This window comes from Planomonospora alba (genome assembly GCF_039534085.1).
Taxonomy (GTDB): domain Bacteria; phylum Actinomycetota; class Actinomycetes; order Streptosporangiales; family Streptosporangiaceae; genus Planomonospora_B; species Planomonospora_B alba.
Genome location: NZ_BAAAUT010000010.1, coordinates 70,821 through 93,755 on the forward strand (window position 1 = coordinate 70,821; position 22,935 = coordinate 93,755).

At 74.7% G+C, this 22,935-nt stretch carries 20 protein-coding genes; 13 read left to right on the forward strand and 7 right to left on the reverse strand.

The genetic code is table 11. The features are described from left to right. Nucleotides 1–154 precede the first annotated feature (154 nt). The gene (gene ilvA / locus ABD823_RS08010; RefSeq protein WP_344857378.1) at nucleotides 155–1,363 is read right to left on the reverse strand and encodes a threonine ammonia-lyase; all 1,209 of its coding nucleotides are present in this window, start codon (nucleotides 1,361–1,363) and stop codon (nucleotides 155–157) included. 99 nt (nucleotides 1,364–1,462) lie between these two features. Between ilvA and ABD823_RS08015 the strand changes: the two genes are divergently transcribed. The 6 genes from ABD823_RS08015 to ABD823_RS08040 all read left to right on the forward strand — a co-directional run bounded on the left by ABD823_RS08015 (nucleotide 1,463) and on the right by ABD823_RS08040 (nucleotide 7,158). After that, the gene (locus ABD823_RS08015; RefSeq protein WP_344857380.1) at nucleotides 1,463–1,804 is read left to right on the forward strand and encodes a PadR family transcriptional regulator; all 342 of its coding nucleotides are present in this window, start codon (nucleotides 1,463–1,465) and stop codon (nucleotides 1,802–1,804) included. Further along, on the forward strand, nucleotides 1,801–2,766 hold the full coding sequence (locus ABD823_RS08020) for a hypothetical protein (RefSeq protein WP_344857382.1): 966 nt from the start codon (nucleotides 1,801–1,803) through the stop codon (nucleotides 2,764–2,766). The genes ABD823_RS08015 and ABD823_RS08020 overlap by 4 nt, the downstream gene beginning before the upstream one ends. 165 nt (nucleotides 2,767–2,931) lie before the next feature. Beyond that, the gene (locus tag ABD823_RS08025; RefSeq protein ID WP_344857384.1) at nucleotides 2,932–3,810 is read left to right on the forward strand and encodes a hypothetical protein; all 879 of its coding nucleotides are present in this window, start codon (nucleotides 2,932–2,934) and stop codon (nucleotides 3,808–3,810) included. A 19-nt stretch (nucleotides 3,811–3,829) separates the two neighbouring features. Continuing rightward, a complete protein-coding gene (locus tag ABD823_RS08030; protein WP_344857386.1) occupies nucleotides 3,830–5,209 on the forward strand; it encodes a peptidoglycan-binding protein in 1,380 nt (459 codons plus the stop codon). Between the two features lie 109 nt (nucleotides 5,210–5,318). Next, entirely contained in the window at nucleotides 5,319–5,981 is a 663-nt protein-coding gene (locus tag ABD823_RS08035) for an ABC transporter ATP-binding protein (RefSeq protein ID WP_344857388.1), read from the forward strand. Nucleotide 5,982: 1 nt separating this feature from the next. After that, entirely contained in the window at nucleotides 5,983–7,158 is a 1,176-nt protein-coding gene (locus tag ABD823_RS08040) for an ABC transporter permease (RefSeq protein ID WP_344857390.1), read from the forward strand. Between the two features lie 61 nt (nucleotides 7,159–7,219). Here the strand turns inward: ABD823_RS08040 and ABD823_RS08045 are convergent, their stop codons facing one another. Both ABD823_RS08045 and ABD823_RS08050 read right to left on the reverse strand, forming a co-directional pair. Then, the gene (locus tag ABD823_RS08045; RefSeq protein ID WP_344857392.1) at nucleotides 7,220–8,188 is read right to left on the reverse strand and encodes an ROK family protein; all 969 of its coding nucleotides are present in this window, start codon (nucleotides 8,186–8,188) and stop codon (nucleotides 7,220–7,222) included. Nucleotides 8,189–8,215: 27 nt separating this feature from the next. After that, nucleotides 8,216–9,388: an FIST signal transduction protein gene (locus tag ABD823_RS08050; RefSeq protein ID WP_344857394.1), complete on the reverse strand. Its 1,173-nt coding sequence runs from the start codon at nucleotides 9,386–9,388 to the stop codon at nucleotides 8,216–8,218. Nucleotides 9,389–9,576: 188 nt separating this feature from the next. On the opposite strand from ABD823_RS08050, the gene ABD823_RS08055 reads away from it, so the two are divergent. Together ABD823_RS08055 and ABD823_RS08060 are read left to right on the forward strand one after the other, a co-directional pair. After that, nucleotides 9,577–10,974 (forward strand): sigma 54-interacting transcriptional regulator, encoded by a 1,398-nt coding sequence (locus ABD823_RS08055; RefSeq protein WP_344857396.1) that lies wholly within the window; start codon nucleotides 9,577–9,579, stop codon nucleotides 10,972–10,974. A gap of 118 nt (nucleotides 10,975–11,092) precedes the next feature. Continuing rightward, nucleotides 11,093–13,099 (forward strand): vWA domain-containing protein, encoded by a 2,007-nt coding sequence (locus ABD823_RS08060; protein ID WP_344857398.1) that lies wholly within the window; start codon nucleotides 11,093–11,095, stop codon nucleotides 13,097–13,099. A gap of 113 nt (nucleotides 13,100–13,212) precedes the next feature. On the opposite strand, the gene ABD823_RS08065 is transcribed toward ABD823_RS08060, so the two are convergent. After that, complete coding sequence (locus ABD823_RS08065; protein ID WP_344857400.1) at nucleotides 13,213–13,629, reverse strand: DUF6292 family protein; 417 nt, start codon at nucleotides 13,627–13,629, stop codon at nucleotides 13,213–13,215. Between the two features lie 295 nt (nucleotides 13,630–13,924). On the opposite strand from ABD823_RS08065, the gene ABD823_RS08070 reads away from it, so the two are divergent. Further along, nucleotides 13,925–14,347, forward strand: coding sequence for a hypothetical protein (locus tag ABD823_RS08070; RefSeq protein ID WP_344857402.1), 423 nt, complete (start codon nucleotides 13,925–13,927; stop codon nucleotides 14,345–14,347). A 115-nt stretch (nucleotides 14,348–14,462) separates the two neighbouring features. On the opposite strand, the gene ABD823_RS08075 is transcribed toward ABD823_RS08070, so the two are convergent. After that, nucleotides 14,463–15,602, reverse strand: coding sequence for a cystathionine gamma-synthase (locus ABD823_RS08075; protein WP_344857404.1), 1,140 nt, complete (start codon nucleotides 15,600–15,602; stop codon nucleotides 14,463–14,465). A gap of 213 nt (nucleotides 15,603–15,815) precedes the next feature. Next, a complete protein-coding gene (locus ABD823_RS08080) occupies nucleotides 15,816–16,118 on the reverse strand; it encodes a hypothetical protein (protein WP_344857406.1) in 303 nt (100 codons plus the stop codon). A 138-nt stretch (nucleotides 16,119–16,256) separates the two neighbouring features. On the opposite strand from ABD823_RS08080, the gene ABD823_RS08085 reads away from it, so the two are divergent. Then, entirely contained in the window at nucleotides 16,257–17,414 is a 1,158-nt protein-coding gene (locus ABD823_RS08085; protein WP_344857408.1) for a sensor histidine kinase, read from the forward strand. On the opposite strand, the gene ABD823_RS08090 is transcribed toward ABD823_RS08085, so the two are convergent. After that, on the reverse strand, nucleotides 17,407–18,774 hold the full coding sequence (locus tag ABD823_RS08090) for a cystathionine beta-synthase (protein ID WP_344857410.1): 1,368 nt from the start codon (nucleotides 18,772–18,774) through the stop codon (nucleotides 17,407–17,409). The genes ABD823_RS08085 and ABD823_RS08090 overlap by 8 nt on opposite strands. 296 nt (nucleotides 18,775–19,070) lie before the next feature. Between ABD823_RS08090 and ABD823_RS08095 the strand changes: the two genes are divergently transcribed. The 3 genes from ABD823_RS08095 (at nucleotide 19,071) to ABD823_RS08105 (ending at nucleotide 22,929) form a co-directional block, all read left to right on the forward strand. Continuing rightward, a complete protein-coding gene (locus tag ABD823_RS08095) occupies nucleotides 19,071–20,045 on the forward strand; it encodes an SGNH/GDSL hydrolase family protein (protein ID WP_344857412.1) in 975 nt (324 codons plus the stop codon). A gap of 53 nt (nucleotides 20,046–20,098) precedes the next feature. Beyond that, the gene (locus ABD823_RS08100) at nucleotides 20,099–21,451 is read left to right on the forward strand and encodes a PQQ-binding-like beta-propeller repeat protein (protein WP_344857414.1); all 1,353 of its coding nucleotides are present in this window, start codon (nucleotides 20,099–20,101) and stop codon (nucleotides 21,449–21,451) included. 257 nt (nucleotides 21,452–21,708) lie between these two features. Continuing rightward, nucleotides 21,709–22,929 carry an acetyl-CoA C-acetyltransferase gene (locus ABD823_RS08105; protein ID WP_344857416.1) on the forward strand — a complete coding sequence of 407 codons (1,221 nt, stop codon included), beginning with the start codon at nucleotides 21,709–21,711 and terminating at the stop codon, nucleotides 22,927–22,929. Nucleotides 22,930–22,935: the final 6 nt, after the last annotated feature.

Here is a 22,935-nt window from a genome sequence, read left to right on the forward strand (position 1 = left end):
CGGGGCACCGGTGGCCGCGCCGCGGAGGCGGCGGGCGGCCCGGCGGATACGGCCCGTCGGACCGCGTACGGCGGGCGGTGCACGGCAGGCGCGGGCGCAGCGGGGATCGCCCGCCGGGCCGCGTCGGGCGGGCGCGGGCGCGGCGGCGTGCCGCTCACCCCGCGACGGGCCGGTATCCCCGCTTCCTGAGGGAGCCGAGGACCTCCTCGGCGTGGTCCGGCCCGCGCGTCTCCAGGTGGAGCTGGACCTCCACCTCGCCGAGGTCCACCCCGACCCGCTCGTGCGCGATGTCCAGCACGTTGGCGCCCATCCCCGCGATCTCGGCCATCAGCGCCGCCAGCGTGCCCGGCCGGTCGGGCAGCGCCAGGCGCAGCGTCAGATAGCGCCCCGCCGCGGCCAGGCCGTGCCGCAGCACCTTCACCAGCAGCAGCGGGTCGATGTTGCCGCCGGACAGCACCACCGCCACCGGCGGCTCGAAGACCTCCGGATGCGCCATGACCGCCGCCACGCCCGCGGCCCCGGCCGGCTCGACGACCTGCTTGGCCCGCTCCGCGCAGAGCACCAGCGCCCGGGAGATCTCCTGCTCGGTGACCGTGACCACGGTGTCGACCAGATAGTGGATCAGTTCGAAGGGCAGGTCCCCCGGCCGGCCGACCGCGATGCCGTCGGCCATCGTGGTGGCGGGCCGTACCGCCACGGGGTGCCCGGCCGCCAGCGAGGCCGGGTAGGCGGCGGCCCGCTCCGCCTGCACGCCGACGACCCGCACGCCCGGCCGCAGGGACTTGGCCGCCAGCGCGACCCCGGCGGCCAGCCCGCCGCCGCCGATCGAGACCGCGATCGTGGCGGTCTCCGGGAGCTGCTCCAGGATCTCCAGGCCGATCGTGCCCTGCCCGGCGACCACGTCGGGATGGTCGAACGGGTGGATGAACACCGCGCCGGTCCGCTCGGCGTGCTCCTTCGCGCTGTTCAGCGCGGCGTCCACGGTGTGCCCGGCGAAGACCACGTCGGCGCCGTAGGAGCGGGTGGCGGCCACCTTGGGCAGCGGCGCCCCCTCCGGCATGTAGACCGTCGCCTCCGTGCCCAGCAGCCCCGAGCTGAGCGCCACGCCCTGGGCGTGGTTGCCCGCGCTGGCCGCCACCACGCCCCGCCGCAGCTCCTCGGGGCCCAGCCGGGCGATCCTGACGTAGGCGCCGCGCACCTTGAACGAGCCCGAGCGCTGCAGGTGCTCGCACTTGAGGTGGACGGGCCCGCCGAGCAGGCCGGACAGCACGTGCGAGTGGAGGACCGGGGTGCGCAGCGCGACGCCGTCCAGGAGGTCGCGGGCGGCGAGCACGTCCTCGAAGGCGACCTGGGGCATCGACATGCGGGCCATCCTCCCACCACGGCGCCGGCCGCCGCGGCCGGTCGTCCGCCGGAGATCCGCGCTTGACCATACTTCGCCCGGCGAAGTATGGTCTCCCGCATGGCTAAAGGATCACCATCGGTCAGCGAGCCGACCTACTTCATCCTGGCCTCGCTGCTCGACGGCCCCCTGCACGGGCACGGGATCATCAAGCAGACCCTGGCCCTCTCGGAGGGGCGGGTGCGGCTCCCGGTCGGCACGCTGTACGGCGCGCTCGACCGGCTCGCGGCCAACGGGCTCATCACCGTGGACCGCGAGGAGACCGTCGACGGCCGGCCCCGCCGCTACTTCCGCCTGACCGACCCGGGCAGGAACCTGGTCTCCGCCGAGGCCCTGCGCATGCAGCAGGCCGCCGCCGTCGTCACCAGCCGGATCCTCCGTCCCGGATCGGCGTTCTCATGACCGTCGCTACGAGATCTCCCACCGTCACAGGGGCCGGTGCGAGCGCTCTCGAGCGGTGGTACCGGTGGCTGCTGCGCAGCTATCCCCGTGATTACCGGAACGGGCACGGCGACGAGATCGTCGCCACCCTGCTGGAGACCGCCGAACCGGGACGGGCCCTGCCCTCGCCGCGCGAGTCCCTGTCCCTGGTGGCCGCCGGGTTCCGCGCCCGGGTGGCCCACGCGGCCCGCGGGCCCGCCTGGGCCGACGCGCTCCACCTGGGGATCCTGGCGGTCTCGGTCGCCCACCTCGCGGTGCTGGTGCCGTACGCGACCTCGGTCCCGCTCTGGGTCGGGTTGTCGGCACTGGCCGTCCTGCTCGTCATGCGCGGGCGGGTACGGCTCGCGCTGCCCGTGACGCTGCTGGTCGCCACCAAGATCGGCGCGATCACCCTGGGACGGCCCTGGCTGGACGCGACCCTGCTGCCCGTCCGCCGCGACCCCGTCTGGAGCGGTGAGCACGGCGACGTGCTCTACGGCGCGGGCGGCGGCACGCTCTACGGCGCGGGCGGCCCGGTCGCGCCGATGCTCGGCTACGCCCTGGTCGCCGGCGGCCTGCTCGTGCTGGCCGTCCGCGCGCCCCGGCCGCGACCGCGGTCGTGGCTGTGGTGGGCGGCGGTCCCGGCGCTCGCCGGCGCCGACCCCGCCGGCCTCGACTTCGCGGACGGCCCCGGCGCCCTCACCGCCGCCCGGGTCGCCGTGGAGATCGGCCTCCTCTGCCTGGCGGCCCACGCCGGCCGCGTGGCGCGCGACCCGCGCTGGGCCGCGGCCGCCGGCATCTATCTCGTCCCGGTCTGCGCCGTCTACGCCGAGAACCTCGGCGCCCACCCCGTCCAGGACCTGGCCCACCTGGCCGTACTCGTCCTGCTGACCGCGCTGGCCGCGGGCCTGCCGTACCACGCGCGGCAGCACGCGCTCCTGTAGCGCCCCGCGGGCCCGCCCGGCGTCCCCGCCGGGTCCGCGCGGGCCCCGCCTCCCGAGCCGACCGGCTCGGCCCGCCATCCTCGCCCGGAACCCGGGGCGGCCACCGCCCCGGGGCGATGTCCGCATGCCTCCGCCCGGAGAACACACGGAGAACGAGGTCATCCCATGTCACGAGTTCGCACCACCATGCCCGCGGCCGCCCTGGCCCTCGCCGTGCTGACCGGCTGCGGCGCGCAGGCCCAGACCGCCGCGCAGCCCTCCCCCTCACCCACCCCTGACCTGCGCCGCCAGATCGAGACGGCCCGCGCCGACTGCATGAAGAAACGGGGCTTCCGCTACAACGTGCACGTCCCGCCGCCCCGGAAGATCAGCGACGACCAGCGCGCCGCCGACCGCGGGGACTACGAGGCGATGCGGAGGATCCGCCAGAAGTACGGCTTCAAGATCTTCTCCCGGTACGTCTACCCCGGCGACCCCAACGCCGAGCCCTACTTCGTCCACCCGTGGGGCACCAACGACGACATCATCAGCGAGCTCTCCGAGACCCAGGCCGTCGCCTGGGAGGAGGCGAACGACGCCTGCCGCACCGAGACCGTCAAGAAGATCCTCGGCAAGACCGTGACCACGATGGAGGACTACTACGAGCAGCTCGGCCGGCGCTCCGAGCAGCTCGACCGGGAGCTCGACGGCGACCCCCGGCTGGTCGAGCTCGCCCGCTCCTTCGGCGACTGCCTCAAGGGCAAGGGGTACGAGGTCGCCTCCCTGCGCCCCACCGACATGCGGGAGGCCGGGGCCAAGACCTTCCAGAAGGAGGCGGACCGCATCGGCAGGTCCCAGGCCGAGAACCCCGTCGCGGAAGGCGAGGGCCGGTACGTGCCGGAGCTGACCGCCGAGCAGGCCCGGCCGTACCTGGAGAAGGAGATCAAGGGCGCTCTCGACGACCTGGAGTGCGGCAAGGAGTTCTACCCCGCCTTCTTCGCCAAGTTGAACACCATGCCCGATGTCTACGCGGAGTTCGGATACGGAGCGATCCAGTGGTCGTGACCGCGGCGGCGGTGCTGCCGTGAGCCCCCGCGGCACCGCGAGATCCCCGAAGAGGCTGCTGGCCGGCGTCCTGGCCGGACTCGCCGTGATCACCGGTGCGGGCTGGGCCGTCGGCACGCGGCTCCGCTCCCCCGCCGACGAGGCCGCCCTCCGCCGGCCCCCCGAGCCGTCACTGGTGACCTCACCTGTCGTCCGGCGGAAGCTGACCAGCACGGTCACCGCCGGCGGCACCCTGGAGTACGGCTCGCCGCTGCCGGTCACCCTCGCCGGGGTGGTCGGCGGCGGCGCCGAGGTCCAGCGGGTCACCCGGGCCCCCCGTCCGGGCACGATCCGGGAGGGGTCGGTGCTGATGGAGGTCAACGGCCGGCCGGTCTTCGCCCTGAAGGGCAGGGTCCCCATGCACCGCACCATGACCCCCGGCACCCGCGGGCGCGACGTCGAGCAGCTCCAGGCCGCCCTGCGCCGCCTGGGGGTGGCCGTCCCGGCCACGGGCGTCTTCGACGCCGCCACCGCCGCGGCCGTCCGGACGTGGTACGGCAGGCGCGGCTACACCGCCCAGGAACCCGACCTGGCCGCGCGCCGGGAGCTGGAGACCCTCCGCCAGGCGGTGCAGACCGCCGAGGAGGACCTGCTCGCCGCCCGGCACGCCCTCGCCCGGGTCACCCCCCGGGACAGCAGGCGGCTGCTGGAGACGAAGGTCGCCCACAGCAGGCGGAACGTGGCGGGCGCGAAGGCGATCCTGGCCGACTACCTGAGGACCTACGGCACCAGCGTGCCGCCGGGGGAGGTCGTCTTCCTGTCCCGGCTGCCCGCCCGGCTGGACAGGGCCGCGGTCAAGCCCGGCGACGTCGTGGACGGCGAGGTCGCCACCGTGACCGCCTCCACTCTCGTGGTCGCCGGATCGGTCGACGCCGCCGAGGCACGACTGCTGCGCAAGGGCATGCGGGCGACCCTGGAGACCGGTGACGGCAGACGGTTCACCGCCGTGCTCACCGCGACCGGCGCCGCGGCCCGGCCGGCGGCGCAGGAGGAGACCCCCTCCGGAGGGTCCGCGGGCCCCGGCCGGTCCACCGGGGACGGCACGGCCGGGAAGAGACCCGGCGCGGTGCCCGTCCTGCTCACCCCCCGGCCCGCCAAGGGCCTGCGCGAGCTGGTCGGCGACCCGGTCACCGCGAAGATCGCCGTCGGCGCGACGGAGGGCGAGGTGCTCACCGTGCCGGTCGCCGCGGTCGTCACCTCCGCCGACGGCAGGCCGCGCGTCCAGGTCGAGCTGCCCGGCGACCGGACCAGGGACGTCCCCGTCAGGACCGGCCTGGCCGCCGACGGCAGCGTCCAGGTGAGCCCGGTCGAGCCGGGCGCCCTGAAGGAGGGCGACCGCGTGGTGGTGGGCGGTGCCTGAGACCGCGCCCTCCACCGCGCCCGGGCCCGCCCCGGGGTCCGTCCCGGGGTCCGTCCCCGGGTCCGGAGCCGCGCCCGGCCGCCGCGAGCCGTCCGGAGACGGTCCCCCGGTGATCCTCCTGCGCGACGTGGGCCGGGTGTTCCCGGCGGACCCGCCCGTGCACGCGCTGCGCGGGGTCTGCCTCCGCGTCGAGCGGGGCGACTACCTGGCCGTCGTCGGCCCGTCGGGATCCGGCAAGTCGACCCTGCTCAACACGCTGGGCCTGCTCGACCGGCCCAGCTCCGGCTCCTACCTCCTCGACGGGATCGAGACGACCGCCCTCGGGGACGGCGCGAGGACCCGGCTGCGCGGCCGCCGGATCGGGTTCGTCTTCCAGTCCTTCCACCTGCTGCCGCACCGCACCGTCGCCGAGAACGTCATGCTCGCCGAGGTGTACGGCGGACCGCCCCGCCGGGGCCGGCGTGAGCGGGCGATGGCGATGCTGGAGAAGGTGGGCATGGCGCACCGCGCCGGCTTCCCGCCCGGACGCCTGTCCGGCGGCGAGCGCCAGCGGGTGGCCATCGCCCGGGCGCTGCTGGGCGAGCCGTCCCTGCTGCTGTGCGACGAGCCCACCGGAAACCTCGACAGCGGCAACACCGAGATGGTGCTCGACCTGTTCGACGCACTGCACGGCCAAGGGCTCACCCTCCTGGTCATCACCCACGAGGACGCGGTGAGCGCCCGCGCCGGCCGCCGTGTCCGCATCAGCGACGGCCTGCTCACCGAGGAGTGACGTGGACATCCGCGACCTGTGGTCCGAGGCCCTCGCGGGCGTGCTCGCCCGGCCCGTGCGCTCGGCGCTGACCACGCTCGGCACCGTCCTGGGCATCACCACCCTCGTCGTCACCCTGGGCGTCGCCGCCACCGCCGGGAACCAGATCGTCGGCCGGTTCGACGAGCTCACCGCCACGGCGATCACCGTGGACGTCCCCGGCAGGCTCGGCCCGGCCGTCGGCTGGGACTCCCACGCCGGACTGCTGCGGCTGCGCGGGGTCGTCTCGGCCGCGGCGGTCGCCCAGACCGACGCGAGCTCCAACCTCCGGGTCACCTCCAACACCCTGGTCGACCCCACCCGGGTCACCGGCCAGACCCTGGCCGTGGTGGCCGCCACCCCGGAGCTGCCCGGCGCCGTGCTCGGCCGGATGACCCGGGGCCGTTTCTTCGACGCGGGCCACGTCCGGCGGGGTGACCGCGTGGCGGTCCTCGGCGAGCAGGCCGCCGAGATGCTCGGCGTCGCCCGGATGGAGAGCGCCCCGGCCGTGTTCGTCGAGGGACGCGCCTACACGGTGATCGGCGTGCTGGGCGGCCTCCGCCGTGAGCAGGCCCTGTCGACGGCCGTGATCGTGCCGCCCACCGCGGGCGCGCAGCTCGGTCTGAAGCACGTCAGCCGCGTCCTGGTCAACACCACCCTCGGCGCCGCCGAGCTGATCGCCCGCCAGGCCCCCCTCGCGCTGAGCCCCGGCCACGCCACCGAGCTCCAGGTGATCGCGCCGCCCACGCCCAAGCGCGCCCGCGACGCCGTGCAGGACGACGTCGACGGCCTGTTCCTGATCCTCGGCCTGGTCTCCCTGGTGGTGGGCGCGGTCGGCATCGCCAACGTGACCCTCGTCACCGTGATGGAGCGGGTCGCCGAGATCGGCCTGCGCCGCGCCCTGGGCGCCGCACGCCGCCACGTCGCCGCGCAGTTCCTCCTGGAGTCCACCCTGATCGGACTGGCCGGCGGCGTGGTCGGGAGCGGGCTCGGCGTCGTCACCGTCGTGGCCGTCTCCGCCGTGCGGGACTGGACGCCCGTCCTCGACGTCCGCCTGGCCCTGGCCGCGCCCCTGGCCGGGGCCGCGGTGGGGCTGCTCGCCGGCCTCCACCCCTCGCTGCGGGCCGCCCGCATGGAGCCCGTCGACGCCCTCCGCTAGCCGTACGGCGGCCGCCGGGCCGGAGACGCCTGTGGGAACGCCCGCCGGAGCCGGGCCCCGGTCAGCTCCCCGGCGACCAGTAGCGGTCGGCGGCCAGGATCAGGGCGGCGGCGCCGACGAGGCCGGCGTCCTGGCCGAGGGCGGCGGGGACGACCCGGACCCGGCGGGCGAACTCCAGCCGGACGTGCGCCCGCAGGGCCTCCTCCAGCGGCTCGAACAGCAGCGGGCCCGCCTGGGACAGGCCGCCGCCGATGGTGACGACGTCGAGGTCGCACAGGTGCGCGGCGGAGGCGATCGCCAGCCCCACCGCCCTGCCGGCCCGGCGCATGGCCGCCAGGGCGATCCCGTCCCCGGCGGCGGCGTCGAGCGCCAGCTGCCTGCCGGTCGCCGCCGTGGCCTCCGCGTAGGCGCCGCCGGGATCGGCGGCCCTGCCGGGGACCCAGCCCTGCTCCACCGCCCAGGCCGCCAGGCCCGGCCCCCGGGCGACGGCCTCCAGGCAGCCGCGCCCGCCGCACCCGCAGGCGGGCCCGTCCGGGTCGACCACGACGTGCCCGATGTGCCCGGCGTTGCCGGTACCGCCGTCGATCAGCCGCCCGCCGAGGATCAGCCCGCCGCCCACCCCGGTGGACACGACCATGCCGAGCATGTTGGCGCTGCCCTGACCGGCGCCCCGCCAGTGCTCGGCGGCGGCCACGCAGACGGCGTCGTTGTGGATGCGGACCGGGACGCCGGGGAAGCGCGCGGCCAGCCGCTCCCGGAGCGGGAAGGCCCGCCAGCCGGGCATGTTCAGCGGCGAGACGGCCCCGTCGGGCCAGGTCATCGGGCCGCCGCAGCCGATGCCCACGCCGGCGACCGGGGTGTCCCCCACGACGGCGGAGACCAGTGCGTCGAGGGTCTTCCACAGGGTGTGCGCGTCGCCTCCGGGAGGCGTCGCGACCCTGCGGGCCGCCTGGACGTCCCCGTCGGGATCCACCAGCGCGGCGGCGAACTTCGTCCCGCCGATGTCGACGGCAAGCACGGAACCGGGCATTGCGCGATCATACGGCCGGTCCGCGGGCTAACGGGAGGAGAACACCAGCAGGCTGGCGGTGAAGCCGTGCACGTGGTTCTGGTTCCCGACCGGGCCGATCTCCCCCGCCGCGAAGAACCCGGCCACACCGCCCGGACCCAGGATGTCGTTGACCGCCGCCGTGTCGTGGTCGGCGCTGCCGAACATGGCCGAGCCCCGGCCGTTGCAGGAGAACAGCAGGGCGCCCTCCACCCGGCCGAACTCCTCGCGGTGCGCGTCGAGCAGCTCGTAGAGGTCCTCGTCGGCGGTGGCCGCGTCGCGCACCTGGAAGCGGACGGTACGGCCGATCTCGACGATGTCCCCGATGGCCACGGCCTCGCGGTCGGGATCGATGCCGAGCACCCCCCGGATCAGGAAGTCGCCGCGCTCGTGCCGTTCGGCGTACTCGTCGATGGCGATGCCGATCTGCAGCCCGGAGGCGACCAGCTCGCGGTCGTCCTCGTCCAGCGCGCTGACGATCTCCTCGAGCCGGGCCAGGGCGGGCTGCCCGGCCAGCTCCAGCAGGAGGTTCTCCTCCACCCCGGTGACGGTCATGGAGGGGCCGATCGGGCGGCAGCCCTGGCTGACCACCGCGCTGACGTCGAGGTCGCCGCCGAGGAGCACGCCGACGGCGCCCTCGGTGTAGACCTTCCCGTCGGCGAACAGCCGCACCGCGCCCCGGCCCTCCAGCGCGTTGGCCAGGCCGCCGACCAGCGGGAGGTCCCCGAGCACCTCCCCCGAGCGCTCCACGAAGCCGTCGGCCGGGAAGCTGTAGGGGTCGGCCAGCAGGACCGCCGCCTTGTCGTCGGGGCCGGGCTCGGGCAGGCCGACGACGACGAACTGCTCCTCCGTGCGGAGGCTGTCCAGGGCGAAGGTCGTCAGCCGGGCGCCGTCGAGGGTGGCGGCCCAGGCGCTCACCGCGGAGGTGAGCTCGACCCCCTGGCCGTCGCCGATCACCCCTGTGGCACTGCAACCGATCACCGCGGCGCCCGCGGCCATGCTCATCGCGCGCATGCCCGCGCGGGAGACGTCGTCGGGGTCGTCACCGCAGACGAAGAAACACACCAGGTCCGGCGGTTTGTCCAGCCCGCGCAGGGCCTGGTTCACCGCGGACTCCGCCGCCGCGACCAGATCGGAGCCCACGGCGAGACCGTCGGCGAAGCGGCTGGTCAACAGAGCCACTCGTCTCGCCTCCCTCTCTCATCCGAAGCCTTCGGCGCCCGAAGTCTTTTCCGGGCCGTGCAAGGCTTCCTTTGAGCGATTCTCCCCACTGAGACAGCAGGCACGCGCCCCGCCGCCGGGCAATGGGCCGGGACTCCCGGCCGGGGCGAGACTGCCGGTTTCGGCTCCGGCGACGTAGTCTCGATCCCGTGCCTGCATTCCCAGAGCCACGTACACTCCGCGAGCTGCGCGCGAGCGGCCACGTCCACCGCACGGTGAAGGCCGAGATCCGCGAGAACCTCCTGGCCCGCCTCCGGTCCGGGCAGCCGCGCTTCCCCGGCATCGTGGGCTTCGACGACACGGTCCTGCCCCAGCTGGAGCGCGCCCTGCTCGCCGGCCACGACCTGGTCCTGCTCGGTGAGCGCGGCCAGGGCAAGACCCGGCTCATCCGCACCGTCGCCGGTCTGCTCGACGAGTGGACCCCGGTCGTGGAGGGCTGCGAGATCAACGACCACCCCTACGCGCCCTCCTGCGTGCGCTGCCGCCGCCTGGCGGAGTCCGCGGGGGAGGAGCTGCCGGTCTCCTGGCGGCACCGCGACGAGCGCTACGGCGAGAAGCTCGCCACCCCCGACACCTCCGTCGGCGACCTGATCGGCGACGTCGACCCGATCAAGATCGCCGAGGGGCGCACGCTCGGCGACCCGGAGACCGTGCACTACGGCCTGGTCCCGCGGAGCAACCGGGGCGTCTTCTCCGTCAACGAGCTGCCCGACCTGGCCGAGCGTATCCAGGTCTCGCTGCTCAACGTGCTGGAGGAGCGCGACATCCAGGTCCGGGGATACAACCTGCGCCTCCCGCTGGACATCCTGCTGATCGCCAGCGCCAACCCCGAGGACTACACCAACCGCGGCCGGATCATCACCCCGCTGAAGGACCGCTTCGGCGCGGAGATCCGCACCCACTACCCGCTCACGATCGAGACCGAGCTGGAGCTCATCCGCCAGGAGGCCGCCCTCGGTGACGTGGGGGCCGACCTCCCGGGCCACCTGGTCGAGGTGATCGCCCGCTTCACCCGGCTGGTCCGCGAGTCCACCGCGGTGGACTCCCGCTCCGGCGTCTCGGCCCGCTTCTCCATCGCCGCGGCCGAGACCGCCGCCGCCTCCGCGCTGCGGCGGGCCGCGCTGACCGGCGAGGAGCGCGCGGTGGCGCGGGTGGCCGACCTGCCGGGCATCGTGCACACGCTCCGGGGCAAGGTGGAGTTCGAGGTCAGCGAGGAGGGCCGGGAGATCGAGGTCCTGGCGCACCTGCTCCGCCGGGCCGTCGCCGAGACGTTCCGCGGCAGCCTCGGCGGCATGGACCTGTCGGCGCTGCTGGAGCGCTTCTCCGAGGGCGTCCAGGTCGAGTCCGGCCCGCTGGTGCCCGCCGCCGAGCTGCTGCGCGGGATCGGCCCGGTGGACGGCCTGGCCAGGATCATGTCCCGGCTCGGCATCGGCGACGAGTCGCCCGGGCACGCCGCCGCTGCGCTGGAGTTCACCCTGGAGGGGCTCTACCTGCTGCGCAGGCTGTCCAAGGAGGAGGTGGACGGCACGGCGGTCTACCGCACCTAGCGGCACGCCGCCCGCACCGCACGCCTCCGCCCGCCAGGATCGAGGAGACCCCCATGTCCGACCGTTCCGCGCTCCCGCGGCGCCCGCCGCGGCCCGCCCGCCGTACGGGGGGCGGGCGGTGAGCGGCTACCGCTACGGCGAGTACCGCGACGGGCCCGACCCGCTCGCCCCGCCGTACGACGTGCGCGCCGCGCTCGACCGGATGGGCGACGCCGTGCTGTCCGGCTCCAACCCCGACCACGCCCTGCGCGACCTGCTCCGCCAGGGCCTGCCCGGTGCCGAGAACCGCCGCGGCCTGGACGACCTGCTCCGGGAGGTACGGCGCCGCCGCCGCGAGCTGCGCGAGCGCGGTCGCCTGGACGGCACGCTGGAGCGGGCCCGGGCGCTGCTGGACAAGGCGATCGGCCAGGAGCGGGCCGAGCTCCTGGGGGGGGCCGGGGGTCCTCCCCCGGGTGGGCGCAGTCCCGACCCGTCCGACGACGAGACGCGACTGCGTCTGTCGCTGCTGGACGGCGTGCCGGACGACCCGGCCGGCGCGATCCAGTCGCTGGGCACCTACGACTGGCGGTCGGCCGCGGCCCGGCGGACCTTCGACGAGCTGCGCGACCTGCTCCGCCGGGAGGTGCTCGACAGCCAGTTCCGGGGCATGCGGCAGGCGCTGGCCGACCCCGACCCGGCCGCGATGGAGCGGGTCCGCAGGATGATGGCCGACCTCAACGGCATGCTCGACCGGGACGCGCGCGGCGAGCACACCCAGGAGGACTTCGACCGCTTCATGGCGGAGTACGGGGACATGTTCCCCGAGTCGCCGCGGAACCTGGAGGAGCTGGTCGACACCCTCGCCCGCCGGGCCGCCGCGACGGCGCGCCTGCTGGCCTCGCTCACCCCGGCCCAGCGGGAGGAGCTGGCGAACCTCGTCAACCAGACGCTGGAGGACGCCGGGCTGGCCGAGCAGATGCGCCGCCTGGGCGAGTCCCTCCGGGCCCGCCGCCCCGACCTCGCCTGGAACACCCCCGAGCGGCTCACCGGCGAGGCGCCGATGGGCATGGCCGACGCGGTGACCGCGCTGGACGAGCTCGCCGACCTGACCCGGCTGGAGGCCGCGCTCCGGCAGGACTATCCGGGCGCCCGGCTGGACGACGTCGACGAGGCGGCGATCCGCCGGGCACTGGGCCGCTCGGCCGTCGACGACCTCGACGCGCTCCGGCGGATCGAGCGCGAGCTGGAGCGCCAGGGCTACCTGCAGCGCAGGCGCGGCCGGCTGGAGCTCACCCCCAAGGCCGTGCGCCGCCTCGGCGAGACCGCCCTGCGCCGCGTCTTCTCCTCCCTCGACTCGGGCCGCCGCGGCGACCACGACCAGACCGACGCGGGCGCCGCCGGGGAGCTCACCGGCTCCACCCGGCCCTGGCGGTTCGGCGACGAGCAGCCGATCGACGTGGTCCGCACGGTCGTCAACGGCGTACGGCGGGGCGGGGTCCGCCGCGGGGGTCACGGCGGGGGCGCCGTCGCCCTGTCCGTGGACGACTTCGAGGTGGCCGAGACCGAGCGGCGCACCGCGGCGGCGGTGTGCCTGCTGGTGGACCTGTCCTACTCGATGGCCCTGCGCGGCACCTGGGCGGCGGCCAAGCAGACGGCGCTGGCCCTGCAGGCGCTGGTCAGCTCCAAGTTCCCCCAGGACGCGGTGCAGATCATCGGCTTCTCCAACTACGCCCGGGTGCTGCAGCCGGACGAGCTGGCCGGGCTGGAGTGGGACATGGTCCAGGGCACGAACCTGCACCACGCCCTGCTGATCGCGGGCCGCCACCTGGACCGCCACCCCGACTTCGAGCCGGTCGTGCTCGTGGTCACCGACGGCGAGCCCACCTCGCACCTGCGCCGGAACGGCACCTACGCCTTCGAGTGGCCGCCCACCCGCGAGACGCTGGAGCTGACGCTCGCCGAGGTGGACAAGATGACGCGGCGCCGGGCGACGCTCAACGTGTTCATGCTCGCCGAGGACGAGCGGCTGAAGGAGTTCGTGGACGAGGTCGCCCGGCGCAACGGCGGCCGGGTCTTCTCCTCCAGCGCCGACCGCCTCGGCGAGTACGTCGTCAGCGACTTCCTGCGCACCCGCCGCAAGCGCTGACCCCGCGGTCCCGGCCCGGCGGCCGGGAAGGGCGGACGGGGCCGGCCGGGATCGGACGGAGGCCGCCCGGCCGGGCCGGTGCCGCGGACGACCCCGGCCAGGCCCGGCCGGGGTCAGGCGGAGGCCGCGTAGTGGTCCAGGGCGAGGTCGAAGCCGTCGCGGTAGTGCCGGTAGGAGCGGTAGCAGGGGCGCCAGGCCGTGCTGTTGCCCACACCCGCCCGGGCCTCGGCGACGGCGCCGGGCACCCGCTCGGGGCGGAGCAGCAGGCCGCCGCCGAGATAGCGGTGGTCCGCCAGCACGGTGCAGCGGCCCGGGCCGCCGGAGACGAAGCGGCCCCAGCACCAGCCGCTCTCCTCGTCCCACACCAGCGCGTCCCCGCCGGTCAGGCGGACGGTCCCGGCCCGGGGGTCGCAGGGCCCCGCCCACCAGGTCTCGACCTGCGCGCCCAGGGCCTCGACGACCTGGCGGAGGTAGAAGACGGGCTGGTGCCGCCACTCCTCGGTGTACGGCTCGACATGCTTCACAGTCACAGCGGGCACTCCCTTGTGCCTTCGTGCACGATCAGGTCCGGCGCCCGCCCGGCACGGCCGCGGCCTCGGCGCCGCCGGCCTCCCACGGGAAACAGGCCCGGAGTGATCCTACTCACTGCTCCGGTGTGCTCAGGGCGGAATCGGGACGATCCGCCGCCGTCCTCCCGCCGGGCGGGGACTCCGGCGGGGCCGCCCGGGGGTGCCCGGGCCGCGGCGCCGGAGGGCGGCGCGGCCCGGACCGCGGAAGGCGCCGGAGCCGCGCCCGGACGAGATCGCCGACGGTTAATGTCGGCGTATGACAGATCTGCTGCTCTGGCTGCACATCGGTTTCGCGATCTTCACCCTGGGGCCGGTCGTCGCCGTGACCATGTCCACCCCCCGGTTCATCCGCGCGCGGAACGTCGGCGTCCTGCGCTACCTGCACACGACGACACGCGTCTACGCCATCGCCTCCGTCGGCGTCTTCCTGTTCGGCGTGCTGGTCGGCCTGGAGTATCTCGGCAGGCCGTACCTGACGGTCTCCATGACGCTCTTCATCGTCGCCGCCGTACTCCTGGCCGTCGTGGAGCGGGACCAGCGCGCCGCCCTGCGCGCCCTGAGCAATGAGGACCCGCAGGACGACGCCAAGGTGCAGACCGGCCGGATCGCCACGCTCTCCGGCCTGATCACGCTGATCTGGATGGTCATCCTGGTGCTGATGGTCTGGGGCAACCCTTAGACCTCCGCGGAGACCCGCGGGGGCTCGGCCCCCGCCACGCGCGGCACCGCGTGCCGCCGCCCCAGCCCAGGGCCTGGGAGAGGCCGGCCAGCCCAGGGCCGCCGCGTGCCGCCGCCTAGCCCAGGGCCTGGGAGAGGTCGGCCAGCAGGTCGTCGATCGTCTCGATGCCGACCGAGAGGCGGACGAGGTCTCCGGGGACCTCCAGCGGCGAGCCCGCGGCGGAGGCGTGGGTCATCCGGCCCGGGTGCTCGATCAGCGACTCCACGCCGCCCAGCGACTCGCCCAGGGTGAACAGCCTGGCCCGGTTGCACACCTCGACCGCCTCCTCCTCGCCGCCGGCGACCCGGAAGGAGACCATGCCGCCGAAGCGCCTCATCTGCTTGGCCGCCACCTCGTGGCCGGGGTGCTCGGGCAGGCCCGGGTAGAGCACCGAGGTCACCCGCGGGTGCGCCAGCAGCAGGTCCACCACCCGCTCGGCGTTGTCGCAGTGGCGGTCCATCCGCACCGCGAGCGTCTTGAGGCCGCGCAGCGTCAGCCACGCGTCGAACGGCCCGGCCACCGCGCCCATCGCGTTCTGGTGGTAGGCGAGCCGCTCGCCCAGCTCGGCGTCCCGGGCGACGAGCGCGCCGCCGACCACGTCGGAGTGGCCGCCGACGTACTTGGTGGTGGAGTGCACCACGACGTCCGCGCCCAGTGCCAGCGGCTGCTGCAGGTACGGCGAGGCGAAGGTGTTGTCCACCACGAGCAGCGCGCCGCAGTCGTGCGCGAGCTGCGCCAGGGCGGCGATGTCGGCCACGGTCAGCAGCGGGTTGGTGGGCGTCTCGACCCAGATGACCTTGGTCTTCTGGGTGACGGCGGCCGCCACGGCGGCCAGGTCGCCGAGCGGCACGGGGTCGTAGTGCAGCCCCCAGAGCTCGTGCACCTTGGCGAAGAGCCGGTAGGTGCCGCCGTAGGCGTCGTTCGGGATGATCACGTGGTCGCCGGGCCTGCAGACCGTGCGGAGCAGGGTGTCCTCGGCCGCCAGCCCGGAGGCGAAGGCCAGACCGCGGGCGCCGCCCTCGACGGCGGCCATGGCCTCCTCCAGGGCGGTCCTGGTCGGGTTGGCCGACCTGCTGTACTCGTATCCGGAGCGCAGTCCCCCCACGCCGTCCTGCTTGTAGGTGGACACCGCGTAGATGGGCGGCACGACGGCCCCGGTCTGGGGGTCGGCCTCCTGACCGGCGTGGATGGCCAGGGTCTCGAATCCTTCACTCATACGGCACACGCTACTCCGCCCGCGCCCCGCCCCCCGAACGGCGCAGCGCCGCGCTCCCGGAGCGCCCTCCCGCGGCTCTCCCGGAGCGCGGCCCGGCAGCCCGCCCGGAGCGCGGCCCGGCAGGCGCCCGCGGGCGGCGGTCCCCTCCGCCGCCCGCCGGCCCGTCCCCGGAACCCCGGGCGCCCCCGCATGCCCGGGGGCGTCCGGGGGCGGCTACGCGGCCTGCGGCTCGTGGTCGCCCGGGCGGCGCGGGAGCGGCACCACGGCCGCGCCCGGCACCGGCCCGGCGGCGGGAGCCGGCTCCGCGACCGCCCGTGCCGTCCCGGCCGGGACCCGCCCGGCGACCGGTGACGGCTCCTCCGCCCCCCTGGTGATCGGCGGTGCCTGGACGTGGCGGCCGCTCGCCCCCTCGGCGGGCTCCCCGCCGATGCGGGACAGCAGGACCGGGTCGGCGAGCACCAGGGACGCCACGGCGACCAGTCCGACGGCCAGCAGCACGATCCCGATGATGGTCATTTCCCTCTCCCCTTCGACGCTTCAAGCATCCGCCAGGGACCCGGGCCCCCGCCTCCGCTGAAGAGCCGGTCCCGCACCGGACGACTCGGCCGAACGGCTGATATGTCCGATCGGTCATCGGGATTAGGCTCGACGGCCGTGGGGGACACGCATCGCGAAACGCATCGCATCGTCTACTGGATCCGGCGGCTCAGCGAGATCGCGATGTACTGCTGGCTGGGCCTGCTGCTCCTGCTGGACGTGGCGGTGGTGGTGAGCTCGACCGAGCCGACGCACCTGCTGGTCCTCGGCACCGGCGGCTACGGGATCTACGCCGTGTGGCGGCGGCGCAGGAACCGCGTCCGCCCCTTCGTGATCCTGATGGTGCTGTCCTTCACCGCCACCGTCTTCGCCGGGGCGACGCCGTCCGACGACTCCACCCCGGGCTTCGCCGAGACCGGCGCGCTGCTCATCCTCACCATCGGCGGGCTGCGCTGGATCGAGCCGGTCAGGAACGCGGCGTTCTTCGCCGTGGCCGCGATGCTCGTGCTGGAGGCCTCCGCCGGCCGGACCGGGCAGGGCGCGGCCTCCCTGGCCGCGGGGTTCATGCTCTTCGTCGCCTGGTCCACGGCCGCCGGCATCGGTGCCTACCTCCGCTTCCAGATGGAGCGCCGCCGCGAGGCCGTGCACGCCGTACGGCGGGCCGAGCGCCTGGAGCTCGCCCGGGAGCTGCACGACCTCGTCGCCCACCACATCACCGGGATCGTGGTCCAGGCGCAGGCGGCCAAGGTCGTCGCCGAGGCCAAGCCGGAGGCGGTGGCCCCCGCGCTCGACGCGATCGCGGGCGCCGGCGCCGACGCGCTGACCTCGATGCGCCGCCTGGTCGGCGTCCTGCGGGCGGACGAGGCCGCCCGCTCCCCCGGCACCCGCCTGGCCGACATGCGCCTGCTGGTGGAGCGGTTCTCGGCCCACGGCCCCCAGGTGGCGTTCGAGATCGGCAAGGACATCACCGACGAGACGCTGCCGCCGGAGGTGATGACCACCCTCCACCGCGTGCTGCAGGAGTCCCTCACGAACGTCCGCCGCCACGCGCCCGGCACCGGCTGGGTGGAGGCCGACCTGCGGCTCGCGGACGGGGCCGTACGGCTCCGCGTGCGGAACTACGGCTCGGCCTCCGACTCCAAGATCTCCCGCCTCGGCGGCGGCTTCGGCCTGGTCGGCATGGCCGAGCGCGTCGAGGCGCTCGGCGGCCGCATGTACGCCGGCCCCACCCCCGAGGGGGCCTGGGAGGTGTTCGTGGAGTTCGCGGTCAGTTGACCAGGAAGGCCAGCAGGTCCTGGCGGGTGAGCAGGCCGACGGGCTTGCCGTCGTCGAGGACCACGGCGGCGTCGGCCTTCTCCAGGGCGTCAACCGCGTGCGAGACGGGCTCACCGGCGCCGATCATGGGCAGCGGCGGGGACATGTGGGCGGCCAGCGGGTCCTGCGGGCGCACCCGCCCCCGGTAGAGGGCGTCCAGCAGGTCGCGCTCCACGATCGAGCCGACCACCTCGGCGGCCATGACCGGCGGCTCCTCCTTCATCACCGGCAGCTGCGAGACGCCGTACTCCCGCATGATGGAGATGGCGGTGTCCACCGACTCGTGCGGGTGCGTGTGCACGAACTCCGGCAGGCTGGTGCCCTTGCGGTTCAGCACGTCCTTGACCAGGCCCTCCTCCGAGGAGGTGGTCAGGAAGCCGTAGTCGGCCATCCACTCGTCGTTGAAGATCTTCGACAGGTAGCCGCGGCCGCCGTCGGGCAGCAGCACGACGACCACGTCGTCCGGCCCGGCCGTGGCGGCCACGCGCAGCGCCGCGACCGTGGCCATGCCGCAGGAGCCGCCCACCAGCAGGGCCTCCTCCCGGGCCAGGCGGCGGGTCATGCCGAAGGAGTCCTTGTCGGAGACCGCGATGATCTCGTCGCAGATCGTGGTGTCGTAGGTCGCCGGCCAGATGTCCTCGCCGACGCCCTCCACCAGGTACGGCCGGCCGGTGCCGCCGGAGTAGACCGAGCCCTCGGGGTCGGCTCCGATGACCTTCACCCGGCCGCCGGAGACCTCCTTGAGGTAGCGGCCGGTGCCGCTGATCGTGCCGCCCGTGCCGACGCCCGCGACGAAGTGGGTGATCCGGCCCTCGGTCTGCTCCCAGATCTCCGGACCGGTGGAGTGGTAGTGGCTGTCCGGGTTGTTGGGGTTGGAGTACTGGTCGGGCTTCCAGGCGCCCGGGATCTCCCGGGCCAGCCGGTCGGAGACCGAGTAGTAGGAGTCGGGGTGGTCCGGCGCGACGGCGGTCGGGCAGACGACGACCTCCGCGCCGTAGGCCCGCAGCACCGAGATCTTGTCCTGGGCGACCTTGTCCGGCACCACGAACAGGCACTTGTAGCCGCGCTGCTGGGCCACGATCGCCAGGCCGACGCCGGTGTTGCCCGAGGTGGGTTCCACGATCGTGCCGCCGGGCCGCAGCTCGCCCGACCTCTCGGCGGCCTCGACCATGCGCACCGCGATGCGGTCCTTCACCGAGCCGCCGGGGTTGAAGTACTCGACCTTGGCGAGCACCTGGGCCGGCAGGCCCGCCGTCACCTTGTGCAGCCTGACGAGCGGGGTGTCGCCCATCAGCTCCACAAGCGAGTCATGTACGCGCATCGCGATGATCACCTCGAAATACCGAAGCTTTGTCAGCTTGCTCTGTCGGGTACCGAGATCCCAGAGGGTGACCGGGACCCGGTGTCTCACCTCAAACGCTACCGTCGCGCGGCGACGCGCCGTGTCGTGGCGGGTACGACGGGGTCACCGGTCACCACCGGCCGCGCGGACGCCGCCGGTGCCCTCCTCCGGTCCGGGCACGCCGTACCCGGGCGGGCGGGGGCGCACCGGCCGCGGTCCCGCGCTCCGGCGGGCGCAGGGAGGACGGAGGGCGCGTGAGCTGGACACCCGGACGTGTGAACTGGACACCCGGAGCGGCGCGGGCCGCACGGCGCATCGCGGCCGCCGCGGCCGTGGGAGGAGGCGGGCTGACGCTGCTCGGCGCGGCGACCTACGGGATCCTCTTCGCCGAGGCCGTGCTGGCCCGGAAGATCGTCGGCCGCCCGCACGGCATGGAGGGGCCGCCCTCGGACGGGGTCTACGGCGCGTTCTCCGGCGAGCCGATCCGGATGGTGATGCTCGGCGACTCCACCTCCGTCGGCCTGGGCATGACCGACCCCGCCGACACCCCCGGCGTGCTGATCGCGTGCGGCCTGGCCGCCGTCGCCGAGCGCCCGGTGCGGCTCACGGTGGCGGGCGTGTCGGGTGCGGCCTCCGCCGACCTCGCCGAGCAGGTGGACCGGGCCCTGGAGGCGCGGCCGGAGATCGCGGTCGTCTTCATCGGCGCCAACGACATCACCACCCAGACGTTCCCGGCGCAGGCCGTACGGCATCTGCAGAAGGCCGTGCGGCGGTTGCGCGAGGCGGGGGCCGAGGTGGTCGTGGGCACCTGCCCGGACCTCGGCACGGTCCGGCCGCTCCCCCAGCCGCTGCGGTGGGTGACGCGGCGCTGGAGCCGCCAGCTCGCCGCGGCGCAGACCGTCGCGGTCATCGAGGCGGGGGGGCGGACGGTGGCCTTCGCCGACCTCCTGGGGGAGGAGTTCGCCAAAAACCCCCACGAAATGTTCGGACCCGACCGTTACCATCCATCTCGCCGAGGCTACGCCCAAGTCGCTTACGCGGTGCTACCGTCTGTTTGCACTGCGTTGGAGCTGTGGCCCGAGCCGCAGCCCGTGCGCGGTCAGTCGGTTTACCTTGCGGCGGCTAAGGCCGCGGAGGAGCCCGGCGCCGAGGTGTCCGCGACCCGGGTCGCCGGCCGAGCCACGGGTCCCCACGGGCGGTGGGTGACACTGCTCCGCCGACGCCCCGGGGCGCTGCCCCACGACGCCTGAGCGCGATCACCCTCCGCGGCGATGTCGTCACGCCTCGCCCCCTTTTGGAGTGGATGCCCGTGACCCGGCCTCACGCGAAACCAGCCGTGGTGCTCGCCGGAGCCCTGACCCTGGCCGCCGGCTGCGCCGGCAGCCAGGCGGCCACCCCCAGCTACCCCACCTGGCACAACGCCCAGGTGAACGCGGTCAGCCGCACCACCATCGCCGGCGGCGTGGCCGCGACGACGTCGCTGAAGCCCGACGGGACGCTGGAGACGGTGGCCCTCGACCTGGAGTCGGGCAAGAGGCTGTGGGCCGCCCCCGCGACCATGGCGGGCCGCCTGCCGGGGATGGGCGTCCCGGCGCCGGCGGTCGTCGAGACCGGCAAGGACCGGACCGTCGCCGTGACCGTCGACCCGCCCACGCGGCGGCGGTGGAACGCCGCCCTCGTCGGCCGGGACGCGCGGACCGGGGCCGCGCGGTGGACCCGTCCGGTCCACTCGACCTTCGGCCCGCAGAAGTGCGGGACCCTCGTGTGCGTGGCGGAGAACACCGCGCTCTCCAGCGCCCGGGTCGTCGTGCTCGACCCGGCCACCGGGAAGGTGCTGTGGCGCCTGCCCGGCATCGCCGAGGTCGAGTGGTCGAACGCCTCCCGCGTGGTCTTCCTGCGCCTGGCCCGCAACCCCCTGCTGGAGGCCTACGACCTGCGGACCGGGAAGGTCGTCTGGCAGCAGCCCATCGAGCAGGCGCTCGGCCCCGGCGTCACCATGTCGGGCGGCTGGTCGTTCGGGGCGACGGCCGAGAACCTCGTCGGCTACGTCGCCCCCTACACCGACCCCCGGACCAAGAAGGTCTCCTCCTTCGGGCTCTTCTCCGTGAAGCTCTCCGACGGCTCCGTCAACTGGATCCGCCCCTCGGTCGTGCGCGTCTACCCCAGCGGCAACCCCGGGGTCGCCCCGGTGGTCCGCCCGGTCGACCAGCAGGGCCAGTACGGCGGCTTCGCCCGGCTGGACCCCGAGAGCGGCCGGGTCCTCGGCCAGATCCCCGCGACCGACGTGCCCGGCGCGGGCTGGTGGCTGGCCTTCCCCGCCCGGATGGACCGGATCGGCTTCCTCCGGCACGACAAGCGCGGCACCGCCTTCGACCTGGCCACCGGTCGGCCGGCCGAGGTCGAGGAGGAGCGCGGCTGGTCCTTCTGCGTCACCGACCCCAAGCCGCTGGCGCTCAAGGGCCAGAGCCCGGGGTTCTACTCGGTGGCCTCGCTGTGCCAGTTCGACCTGGCCACCGGGAAGCGGACGTCCGGCGCCGGAGCCCCTCCCGGATGGTTCACCGGCAGCCAGAACGGCTGGCGGATCTGGCGGGACGAGAAGGGCGGCCTGCACGCCGTACAGGACGCCACCGCCACCGCTCCCGGCATGTACGGCTAGCGGGCGGCCGGGCCGACTGTGCCCGGATCCCTCGAACAACGGACCCGTTTGGCATTCCGTAACAAAGTTCTGTTTCTTGCCACCCCGGGTCGTGGCCCCCGGCGTACCGCAGGGTAACCTCCGCTCAAGGAGCGATTTGCAGAACCCGCGAGAGGGTCCGCCGCCGGACCGCGGAGCGCGACGGAGCGCGCCGGGGGAGGGCGGTGGCGGCCGTCTCGCCGCGACGCGCCGCGTCGCCATGGACACAGGGAGCCCACATGCCCGAGGCAGTCATCGTCGCAACCGCGCGCTCGCCCATCGGACGCGCGTTCAAGGGGTCGCTCAAGGACATCCGCCCCGACGACCTGACCGCGCAGATCATCAGGGCCGCGCTGGACAAGGTCCCCCAGCTCGACCCCACCACCATCGACGACCTGATGCTGGGCTGCGGCCAGCCCGCCGGCGAGCAGGGCTACAACATCGCCAAGGTCGTCTCCACCCTGCTCGGCCTGGACGGCGTGCCCGGCACCACCGTCAACCGCTACTGCTCGTCCTCGCTGCAGACCACCCGGATGGCCCTGCACGCGATCAAGGCGGGCGAGGGCGACGTGTTCATCTCGGCGGGCGTGGAGTGCGTCTCCCGCCTCGCCAAGGGCAGCGCCGACGGGGTGTCCGGCACGCAGAACCCGGTGTTCGACGAGGCGACGGCCCGTACGGCCAAGGCCGCCGAGGGCGGCGCCCCGGTCTGGCGCGACCCCCGCGAGGACGGGCGGGTGCCCGACATCTACATCGCGATGGGGCAGACCGCGGAGAACGTGGCCGCGCTCAAGGGCGTCTCCCGCGCCGAGCAGGACGAGTTCGGCGTCCGCTCCCAGAACCTCGCCGAGAAGGCCCTCGCCAACGGCTTCTGGGAGAAGGACATCACGCCGGTGACCCTGCCCGACGGCACCGTGGTCAGCAAGGACGACGGCCCCCGCCCCGGCACCACCTACGAGGCGGTCTCCCAGCTCAAGCCGGTCTTCCGCCCCGACGGCACGGTCACCGCGGGCAACTGCTGCCCGCTGAACGACGGCGCCGCCGCCGTGATCGTGATGAGCGACACCAAGGCGGCCGAGCTGGGCATCACCCCGCTCGCCCGGGTCGTGTCCACCGGCGTGAGCGGCCTGTCCCCCGAGATCATGGGCCTGGGCCCGATCGAGGCCAGCAGGCAGGCCCTGGCCCGGGCGGGCATGTCCATCGACGACGTGGACCTCGTGGAGATCAACGAGGCCTTCGCCGCCCAGGTCATCCCGTCCTACCGCGAACTGGGCGTCGACATCGACCGGCTCAACGTCAACGGCGGCGCGATCGCGGTGGGCCACCCGTTCGGCATGACCGGCGCCCGGATCACCTCCACGCTGATCAACAGCCTCCGCTTCCACGACAAGACCATCGGCCTGGAGACCATGTGCGTCGGCGGCGGCCAGGGCATGGCCATGGTCCTGGAGCGCCTCTCCTAAGCGCCG